Annotated in this window: 18 protein-coding genes, 1 pseudogene and 1 riboswitch; of the genes and pseudogenes, 11 read left to right on the top strand and 8 right to left on the bottom strand. The window is 58.3% G+C overall.

Annotation, left to right across the window (positions count from 1 at the left end; translation table 11 throughout):
• Window positions 1-25 precede the first annotated feature (25 nt).
• Window positions 26-1,594 carry a 2-isopropylmalate synthase gene (locus J7400_RS11735; protein WP_209063375.1) on the bottom strand — a complete coding sequence of 523 codons (1,569 nt, stop codon included), beginning with the start codon at window positions 1,592-1,594 and terminating at the stop codon, window positions 26-28.
• 600 nt (window positions 1,595-2,194) lie between these two features.
• Between J7400_RS11735 and J7400_RS11730 the strand changes: the two genes are divergently transcribed.
• Window positions 2,195-2,881, top strand: a complete 687-nt coding sequence (locus J7400_RS11730; RefSeq protein ID WP_209063373.1) for an SDR family oxidoreductase — start codon at window positions 2,195-2,197, stop codon at window positions 2,879-2,881.
• Between the two features lie 74 nt (window positions 2,882-2,955).
• Here the strand turns inward: J7400_RS11730 and J7400_RS11725 are convergent, their stop codons facing one another.
• Window positions 2,956-4,365, bottom strand: a complete 1,410-nt coding sequence (locus J7400_RS11725; RefSeq protein WP_209063372.1) for a 2-isopropylmalate synthase — start codon at window positions 4,363-4,365, stop codon at window positions 2,956-2,958.
• A 236-nt stretch (window positions 4,366-4,601) separates the two neighbouring features.
• Here J7400_RS11725 and J7400_RS11720 point away from each other — a divergent pair, with 236 nt between their 5' ends.
• From J7400_RS11720 to J7400_RS11710, 3 genes and pseudogenes are all read left to right on the top strand, one after another.
• Entirely contained in the window at window positions 4,602-6,260 is a 1,659-nt protein-coding gene (locus J7400_RS11720; RefSeq protein ID WP_209063369.1) for an NAD+ synthase, read from the top strand.
• A gap of 39 nt (window positions 6,261-6,299) precedes the next feature.
• A pseudogene (locus J7400_RS11715) lies at window positions 6,300-6,647 on the top strand (RidA family protein).
• Between the two features lie 122 nt (window positions 6,648-6,769).
• Window positions 6,770-7,288, top strand: a complete 519-nt coding sequence (locus tag J7400_RS11710) for a hypothetical protein (RefSeq protein ID WP_209063368.1) — start codon at window positions 6,770-6,772, stop codon at window positions 7,286-7,288.
• A 116-nt stretch (window positions 7,289-7,404) separates the two neighbouring features.
• Here the strand turns inward: J7400_RS11710 and gltX are convergent, their stop codons facing one another.
• Window positions 7,405-8,730, bottom strand: a complete 1,326-nt coding sequence (gene gltX, locus J7400_RS11705) for a glutamate--tRNA ligase (protein ID WP_209063365.1) — start codon at window positions 8,728-8,730, stop codon at window positions 7,405-7,407.
• Between the two features lie 229 nt (window positions 8,731-8,959).
• On the opposite strand from gltX, the gene J7400_RS11700 reads away from it, so the two are divergent.
• The gene (locus J7400_RS11700) at window positions 8,960-9,892 is read left to right on the top strand and encodes an MBL fold metallo-hydrolase (RefSeq protein WP_209063364.1); all 933 of its coding nucleotides are present in this window, start codon (window positions 8,960-8,962) and stop codon (window positions 9,890-9,892) included.
• A gap of 66 nt (window positions 9,893-9,958) precedes the next feature.
• Here J7400_RS11700 and J7400_RS11695 read toward each other — a convergent pair whose 3' ends face one another.
• The gene (locus tag J7400_RS11695; RefSeq protein ID WP_209063362.1) at window positions 9,959-10,522 is read right to left on the bottom strand and encodes a gamma-glutamylcyclotransferase family protein; all 564 of its coding nucleotides are present in this window, start codon (window positions 10,520-10,522) and stop codon (window positions 9,959-9,961) included.
• A 108-nt stretch (window positions 10,523-10,630) separates the two neighbouring features.
• Here J7400_RS11695 and J7400_RS11690 point away from each other — a divergent pair, with 108 nt between their 5' ends.
• From J7400_RS11690 to gcvP, 4 genes are all read left to right on the top strand, one after another.
• Window positions 10,631-11,092 carry an Rrf2 family transcriptional regulator gene (locus J7400_RS11690; protein WP_209063360.1) on the top strand — a complete coding sequence of 154 codons (462 nt, stop codon included), beginning with the start codon at window positions 10,631-10,633 and terminating at the stop codon, window positions 11,090-11,092.
• 93 nt (window positions 11,093-11,185) lie between these two features.
• Window positions 11,186-11,273, top strand: a riboswitch (glycine riboswitch).
• A 164-nt stretch (window positions 11,274-11,437) separates the two neighbouring features.
• On the top strand, window positions 11,438-12,574 hold the full coding sequence (gene gcvT, locus J7400_RS11685; protein WP_209063358.1) for a glycine cleavage system aminomethyltransferase GcvT: 1,137 nt from the start codon (window positions 11,438-11,440) through the stop codon (window positions 12,572-12,574).
• Between the two features lie 18 nt (window positions 12,575-12,592).
• On the top strand, window positions 12,593-12,952 hold the full coding sequence (gene gcvH / locus J7400_RS11680) for a glycine cleavage system protein GcvH (protein WP_209063356.1): 360 nt from the start codon (window positions 12,593-12,595) through the stop codon (window positions 12,950-12,952).
• Window positions 12,953-13,122: 170 nt separating this feature from the next.
• Entirely contained in the window at window positions 13,123-15,972 is a 2,850-nt protein-coding gene (gene gcvP, locus J7400_RS11675) for an aminomethyl-transferring glycine dehydrogenase (protein ID WP_209063354.1), read from the top strand.
• 93 nt (window positions 15,973-16,065) lie between these two features.
• Here the strand turns inward: gcvP and J7400_RS11670 are convergent, their stop codons facing one another.
• Together J7400_RS11670 and J7400_RS11665 are read right to left on the bottom strand one after the other, a co-directional pair.
• Entirely contained in the window at window positions 16,066-18,591 is a 2,526-nt protein-coding gene (locus J7400_RS11670; RefSeq protein ID WP_209063352.1) for an FtsX-like permease family protein, read from the bottom strand.
• A complete protein-coding gene (locus J7400_RS11665) occupies window positions 18,588-19,295 on the bottom strand; it encodes an ABC transporter ATP-binding protein (RefSeq protein WP_209063350.1) in 708 nt (235 codons plus the stop codon). Before J7400_RS11665 ends, J7400_RS11670 begins: the two co-directional genes overlap by 4 nt.
• A 15-nt stretch (window positions 19,296-19,310) precedes the next feature.
• Here J7400_RS11665 and J7400_RS11660 point away from each other — a divergent pair, with 15 nt between their 5' ends.
• Window positions 19,311-19,988 carry an arylesterase gene (locus J7400_RS11660; protein WP_247738768.1) on the top strand — a complete coding sequence of 226 codons (678 nt, stop codon included), beginning with the start codon at window positions 19,311-19,313 and terminating at the stop codon, window positions 19,986-19,988.
• A 3-nt stretch (window positions 19,989-19,991) separates the two neighbouring features.
• Window positions 19,992-20,603: an SOS response-associated peptidase gene (locus tag J7400_RS11655; RefSeq protein ID WP_209063348.1), complete on the top strand. Its 612-nt coding sequence runs from the start codon at window positions 19,992-19,994 to the stop codon at window positions 20,601-20,603.
• Here the strand turns inward: J7400_RS11655 and xth are convergent.
• Both xth and J7400_RS11645 read right to left on the bottom strand, forming a co-directional pair.
• A complete protein-coding gene (xth, locus tag J7400_RS11650; protein WP_209063346.1) occupies window positions 20,600-21,379 on the bottom strand; it encodes an exodeoxyribonuclease III in 780 nt (259 codons plus the stop codon). The two genes, J7400_RS11655 and xth, sit on opposite strands and share 4 nt — an antisense overlap.
• Before the next feature lie 78 nt (window positions 21,380-21,457).
• Window positions 21,458-21,781, bottom strand: coding sequence for an iron-sulfur cluster assembly accessory protein (locus J7400_RS11645; RefSeq protein ID WP_209063344.1), 324 nt, complete (start codon window positions 21,779-21,781; stop codon window positions 21,458-21,460).
• Window positions 21,782-21,811 lie beyond the last annotated feature (30 nt).

Here is a 21,811-nt window from a genome sequence, read left to right as displayed (position 1 = left end):
TTTTTATTGATAATAAGATGAGTGCTTACGCCAGATCTTTGTAAGACACCTCTTTGGCGTCCACACCTTCGCCGACTTTGTCGCGGCGCACGAGCAGGCGGTTCAGCGCATGGATGTAGGCTTTGGCGGAGGCCACAACCGTGTCGGTATTGGCTGACTGGCCGGTTGCGATCACGCCGTCTTCTTCCAGACGCACAGAGACCGTGGCCTGCGCGTCGGTGCCTTCTGTCACGGCGCTTACTTGATAAAGCTGCAGGCGGGCGGTGTTGGGGTGGATTTTGCGGATCGCTTTGAAGGTCGCATCCACCGGGCCGTCGCCTTCGCAGGTCGCGGTCACGTCTTCGCCGTCCACTTCCATCTCGACAGTGGATTCTGCCGGGCCGCCGGTGCCGCAGACCACTTTCATGGAGACGAGCTGTAGATGATCGTTTTCGGCATCTTCGCCGCCACCCGCCCGGACGAGGGCCACGATGTCGTCGTCAAACACTTCTTTCTTGCGGTCGGCCAGCTCTTTGAAACGCACAAAGATGTCTTTGAGCTGGTTGTCGCCCACTTCAAAGCCGAGCTGTTCCAGCTTGTCGCGCAGTGCGGCGCGGCCGGAGTGTTTGCCCAGAGGCAGGGAGGTGCCGGAGAGGCCCACGTCTTCCGGGCGCATGATTTCGAAGGTCTCTTTGTTCTTCAGCATGCCATCCTGGTGAATGCCAGACTCATGTGCGAAGGCGTTTTTCCCGACGATGGCTTTGTTGAACTGCACCGGGAAACCGGAAACGGTCGCCACGCGGCGAGAGATGTTCATGAGCTTGGTGGTGTCGATGCCTGTGGTCCAAGGCATGATGTCATTGCGCACCTTCAGCGCCATCACGACTTCTTCAAGCGCGGTGTTGCCCGCGCGCTCGCCCAGACCGTTGATGGTGCATTCGATCTGACGCGCACCACCGGCCACAGCGGCCAGCGAGTTGGCGGTCGCCATGCCGAGGTCGTTGTGGCAGTGGGTTGCGAAGATCACATCATCTGCGCCGGGCACGGTTTCGATCAGTTTCTTGATCAGATCAGCGCTTTCCATTGGGGCGGTGTAGCCCACGGTATCTGGGATATTGATGGTGGTGGCACCGGCTTTGATGGCAATTTCGATCACGCGGCAGAGATAGTCCCACTCGGTCCGGGTAGCATCCATCGGGGACCACTGCACGTTCTCACAGAGATTGCGGGCGTGGCTGACAGTCTCGTGGATCTTGTCGGCCATCTCATCCATGGTGAGGTTTGGAATGGCGCGGTGCAGAGGCGAGGTGCCGATAAAGGTGTGGATGCGGTTTTTCTCCGCATGTTTCACCGCTTCCCAGCAGCGGTCGATGTCTGCGATGTTGGCGCGTGCAAGACCGCAGATGCGGGAGTTTTTGGCGCGCTTGGCGATCTCGGAAACAGCGGCGAAATCGCCTTCAGAAGCGATCGGGAAACCGGCTTCGATGATGTCCACCCCCATGTCATCCAGCATCTCAGCGATTTCGAGCTTTTCGTCATGGGTCATGGTGGCGCCGGGGCTTTGCTCGCCGTCGCGCAGGGTGGTGTCAAAAATAACAACGCGGTTGTCGGACATGGGTTTGGTTCCTGTTTAGATATGCGGGGGGAAGATCGCGGTATTGGTGCGGTCTCCGAAATTGGGAATGCCTTGCGGCGCAACAGTGCTTGGGCCCCAAGAATTTGAAAAATATGGCTGTTTTTCAAAGAAACTGGATGTTTGCATAGGGTTCCCTAGAGGCCTGTCAGTGTCGGGGTGCCGTTGGGCGGTTCAGGGCACTTTGCGTTTGGTTTGAATCTCTTGCTTGCGGCTTATTCCATAGGGGAAACGCAAAAGTCGATTCTGTTTGAACTTATAAAAACGCGAGGTGCTTTATACATTCGGCGCGGACATCTCTCCTCTGAGCACGCGCGCCGACACGGTCACGCTCAGAGGCGGACTAGGAGTAGGTCTAGGCCACGCGCAAACGGCGCCGGAAGGCGTGCGGATGTTGCGATATGGGCCAAACGTGTCATGACGCAGAGTTATACATGCCGAAGGGTAAATGAAAAGAGCAAAAGTGGCCTGCTTTGTAAGCGAGGATGGCGCGGGACGTCGGGACGGTGCCGGTCTCACAGCAAAGCGGGAACATCTAAAGCGCTTTTGACCAAAATGAAGCTATGGGCGGGGCTGCGCCGTATGCTCTTGAAAAGAAGGAAATTGAATGTGCGGGCCTTGGTGATTGGCGACAGCGGCGGCATTGGTGCGGCGATAGCGGATAGCTTGAGAGAGCGTGGCGCCGAGGTGGTGGGGCTTTCCCGCGCGCGTAACGGGTTTGACATAACAGACCCTGAGACTGTTGAGGCGTCATTGAATGCAGTTGAGGGTGTGTTTCAGCTTGCCTTTGTGGCGACGGGTGCCTTGGTGGTGACCCGACAGGGGCCAGAGAAAACGCTGCGGGAGGTGACTGCTGAGGAGATGGCCGCTCAATTCGCGGTCAATACAATTGGGCCGGCTTTGGTGATGCGCCACGCCGCGCGGTTATTGCCGCGCAAAGAGCGAAGCATTTTTGCGGCCTTGTCGGCGCGGGTCGGGGCAATCGGCGACAATCGCGCAGGGGGGTGGTACTCTTATCGCGCCTCCAAAGCGGCACTCAATCAGGTGATCCGAACCGGTGCGATTGAGTTGGGCCGTAGCCACAAACAGTCCATTTGTGTGGCGCTGCATCCGGGCACTGTGGAGACATCTTTTACTGCCAATTACCCGGCCCATAAGAAGCACAGCGCGACGGTGGCTGCGCAGGCTTTGCTGGATGTGTTGGACGGTTTGTCACCCAAGGAAAGCGGGAGCTTTTATGACTATGCGGGCGCGCCTGTGCCCTGGTAGCGGAGGAGACCTTCTCCCACAAAACAGAAAAGCCGTGCTCAGGGCGCGGCTTTGTAGATGTTTGATTCGGTATCTCAGCCGTCGGTCTGAGCGGCAGCGTTTTCGGCGAGCGAGCCATTGTTCCAGTTGCCGCTGCGTTCCTCGCCTGAGGCATAGCGCATCGTGCCTTCGCCCTGACGTTTGCCAGCCTTGAATGTGCCTTCGTAGATGTCGCCATTTGCGTAGGTCGCTACGCCAATGCCGTTGATCTCGCCAGCTTGCCATTGGCCGGAATATTTGAAGCCGTCGGGCATGATAATTTCGCCGCTGCCTTCGCGCTGACCATTGGCGAATTGTCCGGTGTAGACGGTGCCGTCAGCGTAGGTTGCAGTACCGGTGCCGTGGCGCTGACCGTTTTGCCATTCGCCTTCATAGCGGTAGCCATCCGCATATGTCATCACGCCACGGCCGTGATTGCGCGCGCTTTTGAATTCACCCTCATAGACCAGACCGTTGGCATAGGTTGCCTTGCCCGCGCCGTCGATCACGCCAGCCTTCCAATCGCCTTCATAGGTTGATCCGTCGGTGTAGGTGATTTTGCCCTGACCGTCGGCAAGATCATCCTGAAATTGACCCACATAGACAGACCCATCCGGGTAGGTGACCTGACCTTGGCCTGCGATGTGGCCTTCGACCCATGCGCCGATATAGACATAGCCATCGGTGCCGGTGAATGTGCCCTGACCATCGCGTTGATCGGCGCTGAAGTCTCCTTCGTAAGTGTCTCCATTGGCGTAGGTGACAAAGCCTTTGCCTTGGCGTTTGCCGCCAACGAGTTGCCCCACATAGACGTCGCCGTTGGGTTGGGTCAGGGTGCCGTCGCCTTCGATCTGGCCTGCAACCCAATTGCCTTCATAGACCAACCCACCGGGCATGGTGAGGCGGCCTTGGCCTGCGCGTTCGCCGCCTTTGATTTCACCGTCATAGATGGTGCCGTCATTATAGGTGATTTTACCAAGGCCTTCTTTGACGCCATTGATCCAATCGCCTTCATAGCGATAGCCTGCGGGGCTTATCATCACGCCTTTGCCGTGGTGGTTGGCATTCTGGAAGCTGCCTTCGTAGCGCACGCCATTGGCGTAGCTGGCGACACCTGTACCGGTGATTTTGCCGTCGACCCATTCGCCTTCATATGTGCCGCCGTCGGTGAAGGTGATTTTGCCAAACCCATGCGGTTTGCCTTTGGCAAAAGCCCCCTCATAAACAGAGCCGTTGGGGAAGCGGGCAATGCCCTGACCGCGGATCTCTCCGTCAGCCCATTCGCCCTCATATTCATAGCCGTTGGGCAAGCGATAACTGCCGGTTCCGTGCTGCAAACCGCCCTTAAAGGTGCCTTCATACACACCGCCGTCGTCATATTGTTTTGTCAGAACCTGGCTGTCCTGTGCAAAGGCTGCTGTGCCCGCGAGCAGGATGGCTAATGTAAGTGCCTGAGTTCCGCGCATATTTTTGGCCTCGACTTTTCCCCAAATCGCTCCTCATGGACGCGAGAAGCATTAACCTGATTTTAGGACATGGGGTTCGGCGGGGCAAACTGTTTTGCGCTTTTTCGCGTGTAAGTCCTGAGCAGAGTGAGGAGACAGGGGTTAAATTGCTGTGCTTTGCGCTTTTCCTTGGCGCTGTGTCTGCTACATCTCTGGCAAGACCCGCAGAACAAGACCTGCAGCATAGGAGAACACCCATGGCCGATACATTCCGTTTGACATTGGCACAGGCCAATCCGGTCATGGGGGATTTGTCTGGGAATGCGGACAAAGTGCGCGCTGTTTGGCAGGAAGCCAAAGCGGCGGGTGCGGATATGGTGGCTTTCCCGGAGATGTTCATCGTCGGCTACAACGCGCAGGATTTGATCCTGAAACCTGCGCTGCAGGCGGCCGCGCTGGCAGAGATTGGGCAACTGGCCAAAGACTGCGCCGACGGGCCGGTGGTGGCCGTTGGCGGACCGTTGAAAGAGGGCGACGCGCTTTACAACGCTTACTTCATTCTGCGGGATGGCAAGATTGCGCATATTCAACGCAAACACAATTTGCCGAACTACACCGTGTTTGACGAAGAGCGCCTCTTCACAAGCGGGCCGATGGGAGGGCCTTACAGTGTGAACGGCGTTCGGGTTGGCTCGCCCGTCTGTGAGGATGCGTGGTTTGAGGATGTGCCGGAGACGCTGGAGGAAACCGGTGCGGAGTTCCTCGTGGTGCCCAATGGATCGCCTTATTATCGTGACAAGTTTGATCGTCGCATGAACCATATGGTGGCGCGGGTGATCGAGACCGGATTGCCGTTGGTCTACCTCAACATGGTGGGTGGCCAAGACGATCAGATGTTTGATGGCGGCTCCTTTGTGCTGAACCCGGGCGGGCAATTGGCGGTGCAGCTGCCGGTGTTTGACGAGGTTGTGGCCCATGTGGATTTTGAGCGCACCGCTGAGGGCTGGCACTGCAAAGAGGGGCCAAAAGCCGTTTTGCCTGCGGGCGAGGAACAGGATTACCGCGTCTGCGTAGAAGCTCTGCGCGATTACATGGGCAAGAGTGGATTTTCCAAAGTTTTGCTGGGCTTGTCAGGCGGCATTGACAGCGCGCTGGTGGCGACTATTGCCGTGGATGCGCTAGGCGCGGAGAATGTGCGCTGTGTGATGCTGCCAAGTGAATATACGTCGCAAGGCTCACTGGATGACGCGAAAGACATCGCTGAACGGCTTGGCGTGCGCTATGACTATGTGCCCATCTCAGAGGGGCGGGATGCAATCACCAATACTTTGGCGCCGCTGTTTGAGGGGCTTGAGACCGGGCTTGCCGAAGAGAACATTCAGAGCCGTCTTCGCGGGCTGCTGCTCATGGCGATGTCCAACAAGTTTGGGGAAATGCTGCTGACCACAGGCAATAAATCTGAGGTCGCGGTGGGCTATGCCACGATCTATGGCGATATGGCGGGCGGCTATAACCCGATCAAAGACATGTATAAGACCCGCGTGTTTGAGACCTCGCGCTGGCGCAATGAGGTACATCGGGACTGGATGATGGGGCCGGAAGGCGAGGTTATCCCACCTGCGATCATCGACAAACCGCCCTCAGCGGAGCTGCGTCCGGATCAGAAAGACGAGGACAGCCTGCCGCCTTATGATGTGTTGGACGCGATCCTCTACATGTTGGTGGATGAAGACAAATCCGTCGCGGAGTGTGTGGCTGCGGGCTATGATCGAGAGACGGTCAAACGTGTGGAGCATCTGGTTTACATCAGCGAATACAAGCGGTTTCAGTCCGCCCCCGGTGCGAGATTGAGCAAGAAAGCGTTTTGGCTCGATCGGCGCTATCCGATTGTGAACCGGTTCCGCGATCCGAGCTGAATGATATCGTCAAAGTACAAAACAACAGAGGCTTGAACCATGATAGAGCGCATCCATACCGGCACCCGCATGTCCAAAATCGTGATCCACAATCAGGTGGCCTAACTGTGTGGTCAGGTTGGCGCGGGAGAGACCGTGGCGGAGCAAACCCGTGATTGTCTATCGCGCGTGGATGCTCTGCTGGAAGAGGCGGGCTCTGATCGTGAGCACATTTTGCAGGCCATTGTCTGGCTGTCTGATATGAGTGATTTTTCCGAGATGAACGCGGTCTGGGACACCTGGGTGCCTGAGGGCCATGCCCCGGCGCGGGCCTGCGGCGAGGCGAAGCTGGCGCGGGATGTGCTCAAGGTTGAGGTGATTGTGACGGCTGCGGTAAAGAGTGGTTGAGGGAACATAGTTGGGTAGGGCGGATTAGCGTGGTGCTTGTCTGTCCTAGCCGGTAGTGGTTAGGGCGAGCCCACATTGACTATACTACTCTTTCGTTGTCGAAACGCTCGTCGAGGTCATTTATGCCTGCATTTTTTCGCTCGGTGCTGTTCTTTTTCGTTTTTACGGCCTGCAATGACGAACACAATGAAACAGCTACCATCGAAGAAGGACGTAGGGTCGAGATTTCTTTGGTTGGATTGTTCAGCTTGCAATCGGACTGGGATCGCTACCTGACGATTTTGGATGGAGAAAACAGTATTCAGGTTGAGCTTTTGTCCGACACTGGCTGGTGGAGAGGTTCAAGTCTATACCACTACAAGTCTGACATTTACGTTTTGAATGAAGGACAAGGAGGATGCGTGGTTTTCCAGTTCGATCCTCCTAAGATATTGTCAGGCTATTCGAACTTGTGTACTCGAGTTCCCAGAAATAAAGCGACTAAAGCTACCAGTTTCGCGCAAGAGACTTGCAAGCCTTCACGTTACTATGCTGATTTGTGTTTTATCGGACTATTTTTTGAAGCGGATGGTGCAGAAGACGCATTGCAGTTCAATCGGTTTACGACCCAAAGCGAAAAGCTACTTCCTGAGCAAATGTGACCTACAACATAGACTTTGTATTTAGAGCTGACATTTATTCTCAAGGTGCCGTGTTATCCCAACCCGACAATTTTCGGCGCGCCTCTTTAAGACGCGCCGTTTTTCTTGTCGATTGATCAGCCGCGGGCTTTGATCACTTGCAAAAGCGGCATCACGGATGACATGTCCGGGCCGTGGCTTTGGCCGGTGAGGGCTTTGCGTAGAGGCATGAACAGGCCGCGGCCTTTGCGGCCGGTGGCTTCTTTCACGGCTGAGGTCCAGTTGCCCCAGGTGCTGTCGTCAAACGGGCCTTCGGGCAGGAGCGCCATGGCTTCTTTGATGAAGTCCTGATCTTCGTCTTCAATCGCAGGCTCAGCACCGTTGGCGAAGAGATCCCACCATGGCGCGATGTCTTTGCGGGTGGTGATGTTTTCGCGGGTCACATTCCAGAAACGCTCGGCCAGATCAGCAGGCACGCCCGCGGCGGCGATGTCGTCGGCCATTTCGGAGAGCGGTTTGTCGTGCAGCACTTTGGCGGTGAGCGGGTAGAGATCCTGCTCGTCAAATTTGGTGGGCGCTGCGCCGAATTTGTTGACGTCAAAGCCTTCGGCGATCTCCTCGATGGAGCCGCGCAGCTCAACCGGGTCTGAGCTGCCAAGGCGCGCCATCAAACTCAGGAGCGCCATCGGCTCCACGCCCGCTTCGCGCAGATCGCGCAAGGCCAAGGTGCCGAGGCGTTTGGAGAGCGCTTCGCCCTGCGGGCCGGTCAGCAGGGAGTGGTGCGCGAAGTTTGGCACGCCGCCGCCCAGAGCCTCGATGATCTGAATTTGGGTTGCGGTGTTGGTCACGTGATCCGAGCCGCGCACAACATCGGTGATGCCAAAATCGATGTCATCACAGACAGAGGCCAGCGTGTAGAGGAACTGACCATCCGCACGGATCAGGACCGGATCAGAGACAGAAGCGGCGTCAATCGAGCGATCGCCCAGGATGCCATCGGTCCATTCGATGCGGGCGTGGTCGAGCTTAAAGCGCCAGTGACCATTGCCACGCTCCGCGCGCAGAGCGGCTTTCTCGTCTTCCGACAGTGCAAGCGCGGCGCGGTCATAAACCGGCGGTTTGCCCATGTTGAGCTGTTTCTTGCGCTTGAGGTCCAACTCGGTTGGCGTTTCAAAGCATTCATAGAAGCGGCCCATATCGCGTAGTTGCTGCGCGGCGTCTTCATAGCGCTCCAGACGGGTGGATTGACGCTCCATTCGGTCCCAGGTCAGGCCGAGCCATTCCAGATCTTCCTGGATGGCATCCACATATTCCTGTTTGGACCGCTCAGGGTCGGTGTCGTCAATGCGCAGGATGAAGGTGCCGCCCGATTTGCGAGCGATCAGGTAGTTCATCAGCGCGGTGCGCAGGTTGCCAACGTGGATATAGCCGGTTGGCGAAGGGGCGAAACGGGTCGTCGTCATGGGAATCTCCTGTTGGGGCCTCCCTTCCCACATGAATGTCATTTTGTCCAGAAATCCGGCTTAGATCCGCGCAACAAGGGCGGTTGAGCCCGATTTCTTAATATTCACGTAAGGAAAGTGGGCTGGTTCCTCCTCCTCAAGGGACCGTGAATTGCAATCCAAACGCATAAATCTATCGTAGCCCCAACAATATCAAAAAATAGATATTTTTCCGCAGGAGGATTGGACCATGACCAAACGAGCCAAATTGACCCGCCGCAGTATGTTGGCAGGCGCAGCCGCTGCCCCGGTTGCGGCAACTTTGCTGCCAAGCCAGAGTTTAGCAAAGGCTGAGATGAAGGGCGTGGGCACCACGCGGTTTAACCGGATGAAACTGGGCCAGTTTGAAGTGACCACGCTTTTGGTGGGGACACGTACTGTTGAAGGTCCACAGAACATCTTTGGTATGAATGTGAGCGCCGAAGAGTTTGCCAAAGCCTCCGAGGCAGCCAACATCCCGACCAATGCGGCACAGTTTTTCTTTACGCCCACCATTGTGAACACCGGCGACGAGCTTGTGCTGTTTGATGCGGGCTTGAGCCCCGAGGCAATCACTGGGGCACTGGCTGCGGCGGGTTACACACCGGATCAGGTGGATAAGGTTGTGATCACGCATATGCATGGCGACCACATCGGCGGTGTTGCGGGCGAGGGCGGTGTGACCTTTGGCAATGCGCAGCATTTGACCGGCCGCGTGGAGTTTGACGCTTGGGCGAAAACCGATGGCAACAAAGCGTTTGAGGGCAAGATACGCCCAAATGCAGAGCGTTTTGATATGATTGAGGATGGTGCCTCGGTGGCAAGTGGCATCACCGCCGTTGGCACCTTTGGCCACACGCCCGGTCATATGGCCTATATGATCGAAAGCGATGGCAAACAGATCATGCTTTGTGCGGATTTTGCCAACCACTACGTCTGGTCGCTGGCCTATCCGGACTGGGAAGTGAAATTTGACATGGATAAAGCCGCAGCCGCCGCGACCCGTCGCAAAGTGCTTGATATGCTGGCGGCGGATAAGGTGCCGTTTGTCGGCTATCACATGCCATGGCCTGCTGTGGGCTATGTCGAAAGCCACGACGGCGCCTATAAATATGCGCCGGCAAGCTATCAGTTGATGCTCTGAAAATCCGGATAGAGAGCTTGCGAGAGGCGGTCAGGCATGGCCGCCTTTTTTTGTGTTTACAAAGGTCTATGTGATGATCTTTGCACCGACTACGCGGAGATGCATATCCACCAGCGCCGTTTCATCTGCGCTCAGATCTTGCTTGCGCGGATAGTTTGGGGCGGCTCTGTCGTTTAGAATTGGCGCGTCCCATCCGGCCGTTGTTTCAAAGAAACGGGCGACACCGGCCTCGCCAAAATGTCTCAGGTATCCCTGGACCACCACGTCGAGATAGCTGAGCCAGATCGGGTGGCGGACGTCCGGTGACAGGCCTTGTTCTGCAGGGACATGGTAGACTGCGATGTCAATTTCGGCAGGTTTTGCGTGACGGATGGCCGAGGTCGCGCCCACTCTGTCGTAGGCGAATTCCCGTTCATCCAGCGCAGCCCAATCGTCGTTTGGCACATGCGCGATGATGCCTTCGATTTCGCAGGTTTCATCAGGCTCAGCGGTCAAGAATGCAATCGGGCGCAGGTTTGTATGTCGCCATGCGCGGCGCCAGCCTTGCAGGGTTGCTTTGTGCAAGTCCTCGTAATCGTGTGTTTTTTCGTTCACGAGGCTGCCGTAGCCGAAGAAGTAGGACGCGGTCATGAAATGTAGGGATCACGCAGCTTGATCCATGTCAATGCTTTCCTATGCGCATTCTGTCACACCGGCTAACGGGGAGTTAAAAGGCAAGGGTAAAGCGGGAACTTTCATATGCGCATCACCAAACGGACCAATATTGCGATGCGTGTGCTGATGTATTGCGCGGCGAACCCTGATCGTCTTGTCACCAAACATGAGATCGCTGGGGTCTGTGCGGCTTCTGAAAACCATCTCGCGCAGGTGATTCACAAGCTCGCTTTGTTGGGGGTTTTGGACACCCATCGTGGACGCAGCGGAGGGGTTAGGCTGGCGCATGACACAAAGGACATCTGTGTCGGAGATGTTTTCCGGGCCATGGAAGGGCCGGTGCCTTTGGCGGAGTGTTTTGCGGATGTGGATACCACTTGCCCTATGGTAAGCGCTTGTCGTCTGAAACCCATTTTGACCGAAGCCGCAGAGGCCTTTTATGCGCGCCTTGATCAGGTCACGCTGGACACTTTGATGTGTGAAAACAACGCCTTGCTCAATATCTTGACGCCTGAGCCGTGCCACAAAGGTCCGGCGCGTCGGTAAGCCAAGTGCCTGTAGATTAATCAAAATTGATTGCGCGATAAATAACACGATAACGTGGCTTGTCTCACTGCGTTCGGTATACTACCGTGCACCCAAGGTGAATCGGGAGAACCGGAGTAGTCCGGTGCCGAAGGAGCAACCGCCCCGGAAACTCTCAGGCCACAGGGACCGACACACCGACATAAAGACTCTGGAGAGTGGCGCCTATGGGCGTCCGCCGAAGGGATAACGATCTCAGGCTGAAGGACAGAGGGGGCATCGCACGTGCAGATTTGCTGCGCGGTTATGGGATGCCGGATGTGACCATCAAACATGGATGCGCCCGGGTAGATAAGGGCAAAGCCTATGGGAGAGTCGGTCGCAGAGCTGAAGCGCACGCCGCTATATGATCTGCATATTGAGCTGGGCGCCAAGATGGTTGGGTTTGCGGGCTATGACATGCCGGTGCAATACCCGATGGGCGTGATGAAGGAACACTTGCACACACGTGCGGCGGCAGGTCTGTTTGACGTCAGCCATATGGGGCAGGTGGTGCTGAAAGCCGAGAATTATGGCGCCGCTGCCAAGGCTTTTGAGACTTTGGTGCCAATGGATGTGCTCGGTCTGGGCGCGGGGCGGCAACGCTACGGGTTCTTCACCAACGACGCCGGTGGCATCGAGGACGACCTGATGTTTGCCAATCGGGGTGATCATCTGTTCGTTGTGGTGAATGCGGCCTGTAAGGAAGCTGACATCGCGCGGATGATCGGGGCTTTGACGCCGGACGTTTCGGTGACGGAGATCACCGATCGCGCATTGGTGGCGCTGCAGGGGCCAGCGGCTGAGGCCGCTTTGGCACGTCTGAACCCGGCTGTGGCCGATATGGCGTTTATGGACTTTGCGGATGTAGAGCTTGATGGGGTGGCCTGTTGGGTCAGCCGGTCGGGCTACACCGGTGAAGACGGCTATGAGATCTCCATTCCTGCCGACGCGGCAGAGGGCCTGTGCCGCAAACTTCTGGCGATGGAAGAGGTAGAGCCGATTGGGCTAGGCGCACGTGACAGTCTGCGCCTTGAGGGCGGGCTGTGTCTTTATGGCAATGACATTGATGTGGCGACCTCCCCGATTGAAGCGGCGCTGACCTGGGCCATCCAGAAAGTGCGCCGCGCAGATGGCGAACGGGCAGGCGGCTTCCCCGGTGCCGACCGGATCTATGGAGATCTGGCCGAGGGTGTGGCGCGCAAGCGCGTGGGGCTTGCGCCACAGGGGCGTGCTCCTATGCGTGCTGGCACACAGCTTTTTGCCGAAGCAGAGGGCGGTGACCCGATTGGCGAGGTCACCTCTGGCGGTTTTGGCCCCACGCTGAATGGCCCTGTGGCCATGGGATATGTCGGCAGCGCGCAGGCGTCGCCGGGCACAGAAATCTTTGGCGAAGTGCGTGGCAAGCGCATGCCGGTGACAGTGGCGAAGATGCCGCTGGTGCCTGCCAATTTCAAACGTTGAGCAACAGGAGAGCAAGCAATGAAATTCACAGAAGAGCACGAATGGCTGCGCGAAGAAAGTGACCTGATCGTGGTGGGCATCACAGAGCACGCCAGCGAGCAGCTGGGCGATGTGGTGTTTGTGGAGCTGCCAGAGGCAGGCACCGAAGTGACCAAAGACGAAGAAGTCTGTGTGATTGAGTCCGTGAAAGCGGCCAGCGACATCCTTGCGCCGCTGGATGGGGAAATCGTTGAGGTCAACGAACCGCTGGTGGATGAGCCGGGCAAAGTGAACGAAGACCCAATGGAAGGCGCTTGGTTCTTCAAGATCAAGCCGTCCGATCTGAGCCAGATGGACGACTATATGGACGAGGCCGCTTACAAAGATTTCATTGGGTGAGCACCGTCTTGAAAACGGCCCTGAGGACCGTTTCAGGTGCGAACGGGCGGAGCCCGGCCGTTTATACCCCGATGATCACACATGAAATTTGATTGGTTCGGCCTCTGTGGTCGAGCCGACGCCCAGCTTTTTTCCCGCACCTGCGGCTGCGGATCGTTGAGGAGACACCGATGACCTTCACCCCAACTGAATATCTACCCTATGATTTTGCCAACCGCCGCCACATCGGCCCGTCTCCTGAGGAGATGGCAGCGATGTTGCAGGTGATCGGCGCAGACAGCCTTGATGCGCTGATTGATGACACCGTGCCGGACAGCATTCGTCAGAAAGAGCCGCTGGATTTTGGCCGCCCAATGTCTGAGCGGGAAGTGCTGCGACACATGCGCGAAACCGCCGGTAAGAACAAAGTGCTGACCAGCCTGATCGGGCAAGGGTATTATGGCACGGTCACGCCACCTGCGATCCAGCGCAACATTTTGGAGAACCCGGCGTGGTATACAGCCTATACGCCTTATCAGCCCGAGATTTCGCAGGGCCGCCTTGAGGCGCTTTTGAACTATCAGACCATGGTCAGCGATCTGACCGGGCTTGAGGTTGCAAACGCTTCGCTGCTGGATGAGGCCACCGCCTGTGCCGAAGCGATGACCATGGCGCAGCGGGTCTCAAAATCCAAAGCCAAGGCCTTTTTTGTGGATGAAAACTGCCATCCGCAGAACATCGCCGTGATGCAAACCCGCGCCGCGCCCTTGGATATCGAGATTATCATCGGTCATCCGGATGATCTGGACGCGGAAAAGGTCTTTGGCGCGATCTTCCAATATCCGGGCACCCATGGCCATGTGCGCGATTTCTCCAAGGAAATGGAGGCGCTGCATGCCACCAAGGCGATTGGTGTTGTGGCGGCCGATATTCTGGCGCTGACCCTGCTCAAAGAACCGGGTGCGATGGGGGCGGATATTGCCGTGGGCAGCACGCAGCGCTTTGGCGTGCCGGTGGGCTATGGCGGCCCGCACGCCGCTTACATGAGCTGCCGCGATGCCTTTAAGCGGGCGATGCCGGGCCGCATTATCGGGGTGTCTATCGACAGCCACGGCAACCGTGCCTACCGCCTGTCTTTGCAGACACGGGAGCAGCACATTCGCCGTGAGAAAGCCAACTCCAACGTCTGTACGGCGCAGGCGCTGTTGGCGGTGATGGCCTCGATGTATGCGGTGTTTCATGGCCCCAAGGGCCTGAAGGCCATCGCGCAGCGCATTCATCGCAAGACCGTACGATTGGCGCGCGGGCTTGAAGCGGCGGGCTTCACGGTGGAGCCGACCGATTTCTTTGACACGATCACGGTGGATGTGGGCCTACTGCAACGTGGTGTGCTGCAACATGCGGTGCAAGAGGGCATCAACCTGCGCAAAGTGGGCAAAACCAAAGTGGGCATTTCGCTCGATGAGATGACCCGCCCGCAGACGATTGAAGCGGTTTGGCGTGCCTTTGGCATTGTGCAGGATGACGACGACTTTGAGCCTGAGTACCGCCTGCCAGAGGCGCTGTTGCGCAGCTCGGGCTATCTGGATCACCCGATTTTCCACATGAACCGGGCAGAGACTGAAATGATGCGCTACATGCGCCGTCTGGCGGATCGGGACTTGGCGCTTGATCGCGCGATGATCCCGCTTGGGTCGTGCACCATGAAGCTCAATGCCGCCGTGGAAATGATGCCGGTGAGCTGGCGGGAGTTTTCTCTGATGCACCCCTATGCGCCAAAAGATCAGGCGCAGGGCTACACGCAGCTGATTGATGATCTGAACGACAAGCTGTGCCAGATCACCGGTTATGATGCGATTTCCATGCAGCCCAATTCTGGCGCGCAAGGCGAATATGCAGGGCTCTTGACCATTGCAGCCTATCACCGGGCGCGCGGGGAAGCACATCGTAACGTCTGCCTGATCCCGATGAGCGCGCATGGCACCAACCCGGCGTCGGCGCAGATGGTGGGCTGGAAAGTGGTTCCGGTGAAATCTGCCGAAAACGGTGACATTGATCTGGAAGACTTCCGCGCGAAGGCTGAAAAACATGCCGATGAGCTGGCTGGGTGTATGATCACTTATCCGTCCACGCATGGTGTGTTTGAGGACACGGTGCATGAGGTTTGTGGCATCACGCACCAGCATGGGGGGCAAGTGTATATCGATGGGGCGAACCTCAATGCGATGGTTGGGCTGAGCCGTCCTGGCGATATTGGTGGCGATGTAAGCCACCTGAACCTGCACAAGACCTTCTGCATTCCTCATGGTGGAGGTGGCCCCGGCATGGGGCCGATTGGTGTGAAAGCGCATCTGGTGGAACACCTTCCGGGGCATCCGGAGACAGGTGGCTCTGAGGGGCCTGTTTCGGCGGCGCCGTTTGGCTCACCCAGCCTTTTGCCGATCAGCTGGGCCTATGTGCTCTTGATGGGCGGGGAAGGTCTGACACAGGCGACCCGTGTGGCGATCCTGAACGGGAACTACATCGCGAAGCGGCTCGAAGGCGCGTTTGATGTGCTTTATAAGGGTCCATCCGGACGTGTGGCGCATGAATGTATCATCGACACGCGCCCGTTTGCTGAGAGCGCTGGGATCACGGTGGATGACATTGCCAAACGCCTGATGGATGCTGGGTTCCACGCACCGACCATGAGCTGGCCGGTCGCTGGCACGCTGATGATTGAGCCGACCGAGTCCGAGAACAAAGCCGAGATTGATCGGTTCTGTGAGGCGATGCTGGCCATCCGCGAGGAGATCCGTGACATCGAAGAAGGGCGGATTGATGCGGAAAACAATCCGCTGAAAAACGCGCCGCATACGATGGAAGACCTCGTGAAAGAATGGGATCGCCCCTACAGCCGTGAGCAAGGCTGCTTCCCGCCGGGCGCATTCCGTGTCGATAAGTATTGGCCACCTGTGAACAGGGTCGACAACGCCTTTGGCGACCGCAATCTGGTCTGCACCTGTCCTCCAATGGATGATTACGCTGAAGCGGCGGAATAAGGCGAGGGGGGCAGCCCCCTCACTTGTGTGACCACAAGCTTACCCCCGGGATACTTCTTGAATGAGAAGATTTTGGGGGTGGGCTTTTTTTCTTTAGTCTCTGGCGCGCAGAATACGGGCCGGGCGCGTTGCCAGCGAAGGCCAGGCAAAGACAAGACCGGCCAAGAGGTTGGCGAGGATGCCGGCGCTGAGGATCCATAAAGCGTTGGGCCAAATGACGATAAAATCGCTCTCCATCACAAAGGTCATCACGGCCCAGCCTCCAAGCAGGCCAACCGCGAGAGCGACACCACCCGCAGCACCGCCCAGAAGGGCTGCGCGCCAAGCGAAGCTTTTGAGGATCTGGCCGCGTGTTGCGCCGAGGGTTTTCAAAACGGCGGCTTCATAGGTGCGCGCGGACTGGCCCGCGGCGGCGGCGCCAAAAATCACCAGAAGACCTGTGAGCAGGATGGTGGAAGCGCCGTAAGTTGTGGCATTGGCCAGCTGCGCCACCAGGTCTGAAACCTGTTGGGCGGCGTCGCGCACATGGATCGCGGTGACATTGGGGTAGGTTTCAGACACCTCTTTCAACAGGGTCGCTTCGCTCTCAGCCTCCGCATAGACAGTTGCGATGAAGCTGTGGGGCGCGCCTGCGAGGGCGGCTTCGTTCATGATGATGACAAAGCCCATGCCCGCGTTGGAGAAATCCACCTCACGGAAGCTGGTGACTATACCGGTGATATCTCGCCCGAGGATGTTGATCGTCATGCTGTCGCCCAGTGAGAGGCCCATCTCTTCGGCTTCTTCATCGGCAAAGCTGATCTGGGGCGTGCCTGCATGCTTGGGATCCCACCATGTGCCAGCGGTGAGTTTGGTGCCTTCGGGCATGTCGCTGGCATAGCTCACGCCACGGTCGCCGCGAATGACCCAGTGGTCGCCGGCCACGTCTTTGGCGGGGCGGTCGTTGATCCGGGTGATCACGCCGCGCAGCATGGGGGCGTTTTCGACATCTTGGATGGTTGGCGTGTCTGCCCAGTCAGCTTCCAGAAGCGGCATCTGATCGCGCTGGATGTCGACAAAAAAGAAGGAGGGCGCGACTTCGGGCAGATCACTGGCAATGGCGTTGCGCAGATTGCCGTCCACCTGGCCAACGGTGGCAAGCACGCTCAGGCCCAAGCCGAGGGATAGCACGACCGGGGTTGTCGCTTCTGAGGCGCGGCCCACGGATTGCAGCGCCCAGCGGACTTGCGGGGATTGGCGCAGACGTTGGGAGAGGCTGTTGAGCAATGCGCGCAGTCCGGCCGAGGCGACAGTCAGCGCGAACATGGCGATGGCGACGCCCGCCGCGAACCAGATCGTGAGGCGCGCTGAGCCTGAAAGCCAGCTTGCGAGGGCGATCAGCAAAGCGATTAGGCCCACAACTGTGAGCATATAGCGCAGGGCTGGCCAGTGGCGGGTTTGACCAAGCTGGTCGCGAAAGAGTGCGCTTGGGCGCACGTTTTCCACGCGCGCCAGCGGCCAGAGGGTGAAGATGGCGGCGGCCAATGTGCCGTAGAGTGCGGCTTCGATCAGCGGGAGCGGATAGATCGCAAAACTTGCCGGAAAAGGCAGTACAGCGGTGATCAGCGGAGCGAGCAGGATAGGCAGCAACGCGCCAAGGATCAGGCCTGAGGTGACACCGATGAGGGCCACAAAGCCGATTTGCAGGAAATAGCTGAGAAAGATCGTGCGGCGCTCGGCACCAAGGCTGCGCAGGGTGGCGATGGTTTCGGTCTTACGCGCGAGATAGGCGCGGATCGCGGTGGAAATGCCAACGCCGCCCACGGCAAGGCCGGCAAGACCCAAGAGGATCAGGAAAGCGCCGAAGCGTTCGACAAACCGGGTGATGCCGGGCGCGCCATTGCGGCTGTCGCGCCACCGCAGGCCGGTGGTTTCAAAGGCGGCGCGGGCGTCTGCCTCAAGCGTGGCGAGGTCGGCTTGCGCAGGCAGGTTGAGGCGATAGTGAGAGGTGAAAAGCGTGCCGGGGGCAAGCAGGCCGCTTTCAGACAGATCATTTGTGCGCACAAGCGCGCGGGGGGCGAAGGAGAAACCATCGCCGGTGTCGGGCTCCCGTAGAAGACGGGCCATGTAGACGAAGGTTTGAGACCCCAGTTGGAAGGTGTCGCCGGGAGAAAGGTCAAGACGATCAGCCAAAAGCCCGTGGAGTACCGCGCCGGGTAAGTTGTTCTGGCCGTTCAGCGCGTCCTCCAAGGAGCTGTCTGGCGACAAAGAGACCGCGCCCACCAGCGGATAGGCAGTGTCCACCGATTTGACCTGCGCCAATGCGCGTTCGGTCTCGGCCTCCCCCGGGACAACCACCATGGAGCGGAAATCAATGATTTCGGAGCTTCCCGTGGTGTTGGTGGCCATCCATGCGCGCTCTTCCTCGGTGGCGCGGCGGTAGGTGAAGCTCATTTCCGCATCCCCTCCCAAGAGCGTCGCGCCCTCGGAGCTGAGGCCGGTTTGGATGGCACTGCGTACAGAGCCGATGGCTGCGATGGTGGCGACGCCAAGGATTAGGCAAGCGAGAAAGACGGTGAAGCCGCGCAACCCGCCCCGGATTTCCCGGCGCGCGATGCGCGTTGCGGCTGACAGGCTCATGCGAGCGCCTCGGATGCAACAGGTGCAAGATGGGTTTCATCATCCAAGCGACCGTCACGCAGGCGCACCACCCGTTCACAACGAGCGGCGAGGCTGTTGGAATGGGTCACCATGATCAGGGTCGTGTCGCGTTTGGCGTGCAGATCAAAGAGCAGATCCATGATGGTTTCGCCGGTTACCTGATCAAGGTTGCCGGTAGGCTCATCTGCCAGAAGCAGTCGCGGTGATGGGGCGCAGGCGCGGGCCAGCGCAACGCGTTGCTGCTCCCCGCCGGACATCTGACTTGGGTAATGATCGGCGCGGTGTGCGAGGCCGACGGCCTCAAGCTCGGCACGGGCGCGCTCTTGGGCATCGCTGCGACCCGCCAGCTCCAGAGGGGTGGCGACGTTTTCCAGCGCGGTCATGGTGGGGATCAGGTGGAAATTTTGAAACACCACGCCCATGTTTTCTCGGCGGAAGCGCGCAAGGGCATCCTCATCCATGGCCGAAAGATCGTGATCCAGCGCCATGATCTGACCAGAGGTTGCGCGCTCAAGCCCGCCCATGAGCATCAGGAGTGAGGATTTGCCGGAACCCGAAGGCCCAACAAGCGCCAAAGTTTCACGTGCGGCTACATCAAGCGAGATCCCATGCAGAATTTCTATCCGTCCGGCATTGCTATCCAGCGCTAAAGTCGCATCTTTGAGAGAGAGTATGGATGACATGTCGGAGGTCGCCTGTTGAAACTTCATTCCTCTCTATATGGGGCCGTGTCGCGTTGCGGCAAGGCATTGGCATTTGGCATTTTAAGCGTCCCATTAAGCGTTTCTGCGGCCAAGGCGGAGACCGTTGTCATTGCCGCTTTGGGGGACAGTCTGACCCACGGCTATGGCGTTGCGCAGGGCGCCGGGTTTGTGCCGCAGCTTGAAGCCTGGCTGATTGCGCAAGGCCATGATGTGAAGCTGCAAAATGCTGGCGTGTCCGGTGACACGACGCAGGGTGGCTTGTCACGTGTGGGCTGGACGCTGGGGCCGGATGTGGATGCGATGATTGTGTCTCTGGGCGGCAATGACGCGCTGCGCGGGATTGATCCGGCGGTGAGCAAAGCCAATCTTGCGGGCATCGTGGAGGCCGGACAGGCAGCGGACGTGGACGTGATGCTGGTCGGAGTGCAAGCGCCGATGAATTTTGGTGCGGGCTACAAGCAGGACTTTGATGGCATGTATGGAGCCTTGGCGGAGGACTACAACCTGACGCTTGCGCCGGATTTCTTTGCCGCCATCCGGGATTTGCCGGAAGATCAGCTTCGGGCGCTGATGCAGCCAGATGGCATTCATCCAAATGCGGACGGGGTGGCGGCGATTGTCCCTGTTCTGGGGCCTTATGTGGTCGAGATGCTGGAGCAGATGCAGGAGTAGGCGATGCCCGGGCGGTTCTTTCTGACCACGACGATGCGCGATGTTGGCCAATGGGTCAGCGCAGATGCATCGGCGGTCGAAGATGAGCCGCCGCGCCGAAATATTGCGCCGGGGCAGGAGGTTGTCTGTCTCACCTCAAGTGGCTTTCAGCGTATGCGCTGGGGGATCATCCCTGTGGGGCGCGTGAATGCGCGTGGGCGGCCTGTGATGGAAACGATCATAAATGCACGCTCTGAAACCGTGTTTGACAAGTCAGCCTTTGAGGGCACGGGGCGCGCCGTGATCATTGTCGATGGCTGGTATGAATGGACGGGTGAGGCGCGGCGCAAGACGGCTTGGCTGATCTCTGGCGACGAACCGCTGATCTTTGCCGCGATCACAGATGTCTGGAAAGCGCCGGGTGGGCGCGAGGTACGTCAGGTGGCGGCAGTGACTTGCGCGCCAAACGCCGATGTTGCGCCGATCCATCACAGGATGGGCGTGTTGCTTGAAAAACAGGATGTGCCGCTTTGGCTGGAAGGCTCACCGGAAGAAGTGGGCCCGCTGATGGTGCCTTGGCCCGATGGTCGGCTAAAGATTGAAGAGGCATCGGATGTGGATTGGGACGCGCCTTAGGCCGTCAAGTCGATCCACACCGGCACGTGATCTGAGGGCTTGGAGCGGCCGCGCTCTTCTTTGTCGATTTGGCAATCCTGCAAGAGGTCCGCACATTGCGGGCTAAGCAGGAAGTGGTCGATGCGGATGCCGTTGTTGCGGTTCCATGCGCCGGCTTGGTAGTCCCAGAAGGAATACATGCCTGATGCAGAATTGCGGGCGCGGAAAGCCTCTGTCAGGCCGAGGTTCACAAGGCGGCGATAGGCGGCGCGGCTTTCTGGGCGGGCGAGGGCGTCTTCTTGCCAGTCTTCGGGTTTGGCGGCGTCTTCATCCTGGGGGATGATGTTGTAGTCGCCCGCCATGAGGAAAGGCTCTTCCGCTGCGAGGAGCGCTTCGGCACGGGCGTGGAGACGCTCCATCCATGCGAGTTTGTAGTCGTACTTAGGCCCGGGAGTCGGGTTGCCGTTGGGCAAATAGAGGCCACAAATGCGGATCGGCGTGTCGCCCATCACCGTTGCTTCGATATAGCGGGCCTGTTCGTCGCTGTCGTCACCGGGTAGACCGCGTGTCACGTCTTCCAGTGGAAGCTTGGATAGGATCGCCACGCCATTGAAGCTCTTCTGGCCGTGGGTTTCGACCTGATAGCCGCGCTCTTCAAAAATCTCGCGCGGAAAGGCCTCATCAACGGATTTGATTTCCTGCAGGATCGCCACATCGGGCTGCGCCTCATCCAGCCAGCGGGGCAGGGTTTCGATGCGCGCCTTGATGCCATTGATGTTGAACGTGGCGATTTTCATGAGGCTGTCCTTTGTCCGCTGGGTCTTTGTATCTACCCAGCAAACATCGGTGGCGGCAAGATGAGAAACGCCGCGTGCTTACATCGAAAAGCTGGTGCCGCAGCCGCAGGAGCTGGTGGCATTGGGGTTGTTGATCACAAACCGCGCGCCAATGAGCTCTTCAGAAAAGTCGATGACTGCATCTGCCAAGAATGGCAGAGAAACGCTGTCCACCAGAACTTTCTCCCCAGCACCTTCAAGCACAAGGTCATCATCCTTGGGCGTATCCAGCTTGATCTCATACTGAAAGCCTGAGCATCCGCCGCCTTCAACGGCCACGCGCAGGGCCTGACCCTGACCGGCGGCACCGATCTCTGCGAGACGTTCGAAGGCTCTTTCGGTTACTTTGGGCGGCAACTGCATGATTTTTTGTCCTATTCGCGCGATTTGCCC

It is taken from the genome of Shimia sp. R9_2, from assembly GCF_017743735.1.
In the GTDB taxonomy this organism is placed as follows: domain Bacteria; phylum Pseudomonadota; class Alphaproteobacteria; order Rhodobacterales; family Rhodobacteraceae; genus Shimia.
The sequence above is the reverse complement of the archived record's forward strand: the minus strand, read 5'-3'. Positions and strand labels throughout refer to the sequence as shown.

Bases quoted from the DNA above. Each gene is read 5' to 3' on its own strand.
- J7400_RS11735 (WP_209063375.1), bottom strand. From the start codon at position 1,594: ATGTCCGACAACCGCGTTGTTATTTTTGACACCACCCTGCGCGACGGC.
- J7400_RS11730 (WP_209063373.1), top strand. From the start codon at position 2,195: ATGCTCTTGAAAAGAAGGAAATTGAATGTGCGGGCCTTGGTGATTGGC.
- J7400_RS11725 (WP_209063372.1), bottom strand. From the start codon at position 4,365: ATGCGCGGAACTCAGGCACTTACATTAGCCATCCTGCTCGCGGGCACA.
- J7400_RS11720 (WP_209063369.1), top strand. From the start codon at position 4,602: ATGGCCGATACATTCCGTTTGACATTGGCACAGGCCAATCCGGTCATG.
- J7400_RS11710 (WP_209063368.1), top strand. From the start codon at position 6,770: ATGCCTGCATTTTTTCGCTCGGTGCTGTTCTTTTTCGTTTTTACGGCC.
- gltX (WP_209063365.1), bottom strand. From the start codon at position 8,730: ATGACGACGACCCGTTTCGCCCCTTCGCCAACCGGCTATATCCACGTT.
- J7400_RS11700 (WP_209063364.1), top strand. From the start codon at position 8,960: ATGACCAAACGAGCCAAATTGACCCGCCGCAGTATGTTGGCAGGCGCA.
- J7400_RS11695 (WP_209063362.1), bottom strand. From the start codon at position 10,522: ATGACCGCGTCCTACTTCTTCGGCTACGGCAGCCTCGTGAACGAAAAA.
- J7400_RS11690 (WP_209063360.1), top strand. From the start codon at position 10,631: ATGCGCATCACCAAACGGACCAATATTGCGATGCGTGTGCTGATGTAT.
- gcvT (WP_209063358.1), top strand. From the start codon at position 11,438: ATGGGAGAGTCGGTCGCAGAGCTGAAGCGCACGCCGCTATATGATCTG.
- gcvH (WP_209063356.1), top strand. From the start codon at position 12,593: ATGAAATTCACAGAAGAGCACGAATGGCTGCGCGAAGAAAGTGACCTG.
- gcvP (WP_209063354.1), top strand. From the start codon at position 13,123: ATGACCTTCACCCCAACTGAATATCTACCCTATGATTTTGCCAACCGC.
- J7400_RS11670 (WP_209063352.1), bottom strand. From the start codon at position 18,591: ATGAGCCTGTCAGCCGCAACGCGCATCGCGCGCCGGGAAATCCGGGGC.
- J7400_RS11665 (WP_209063350.1), bottom strand. From the start codon at position 19,295: ATGTCATCCATACTCTCTCTCAAAGATGCGACTTTAGCGCTGGATAGC.
- J7400_RS11655 (WP_209063348.1), top strand. From the start codon at position 19,992: ATGCCCGGGCGGTTCTTTCTGACCACGACGATGCGCGATGTTGGCCAA.
- xth (WP_209063346.1), bottom strand. From the start codon at position 21,379: ATGAAAATCGCCACGTTCAACATCAATGGCATCAAGGCGCGCATCGAA.
- J7400_RS11645 (WP_209063344.1), bottom strand. From the start codon at position 21,781: ATGCAGTTGCCGCCCAAAGTAACCGAAAGAGCCTTCGAACGTCTCGCA.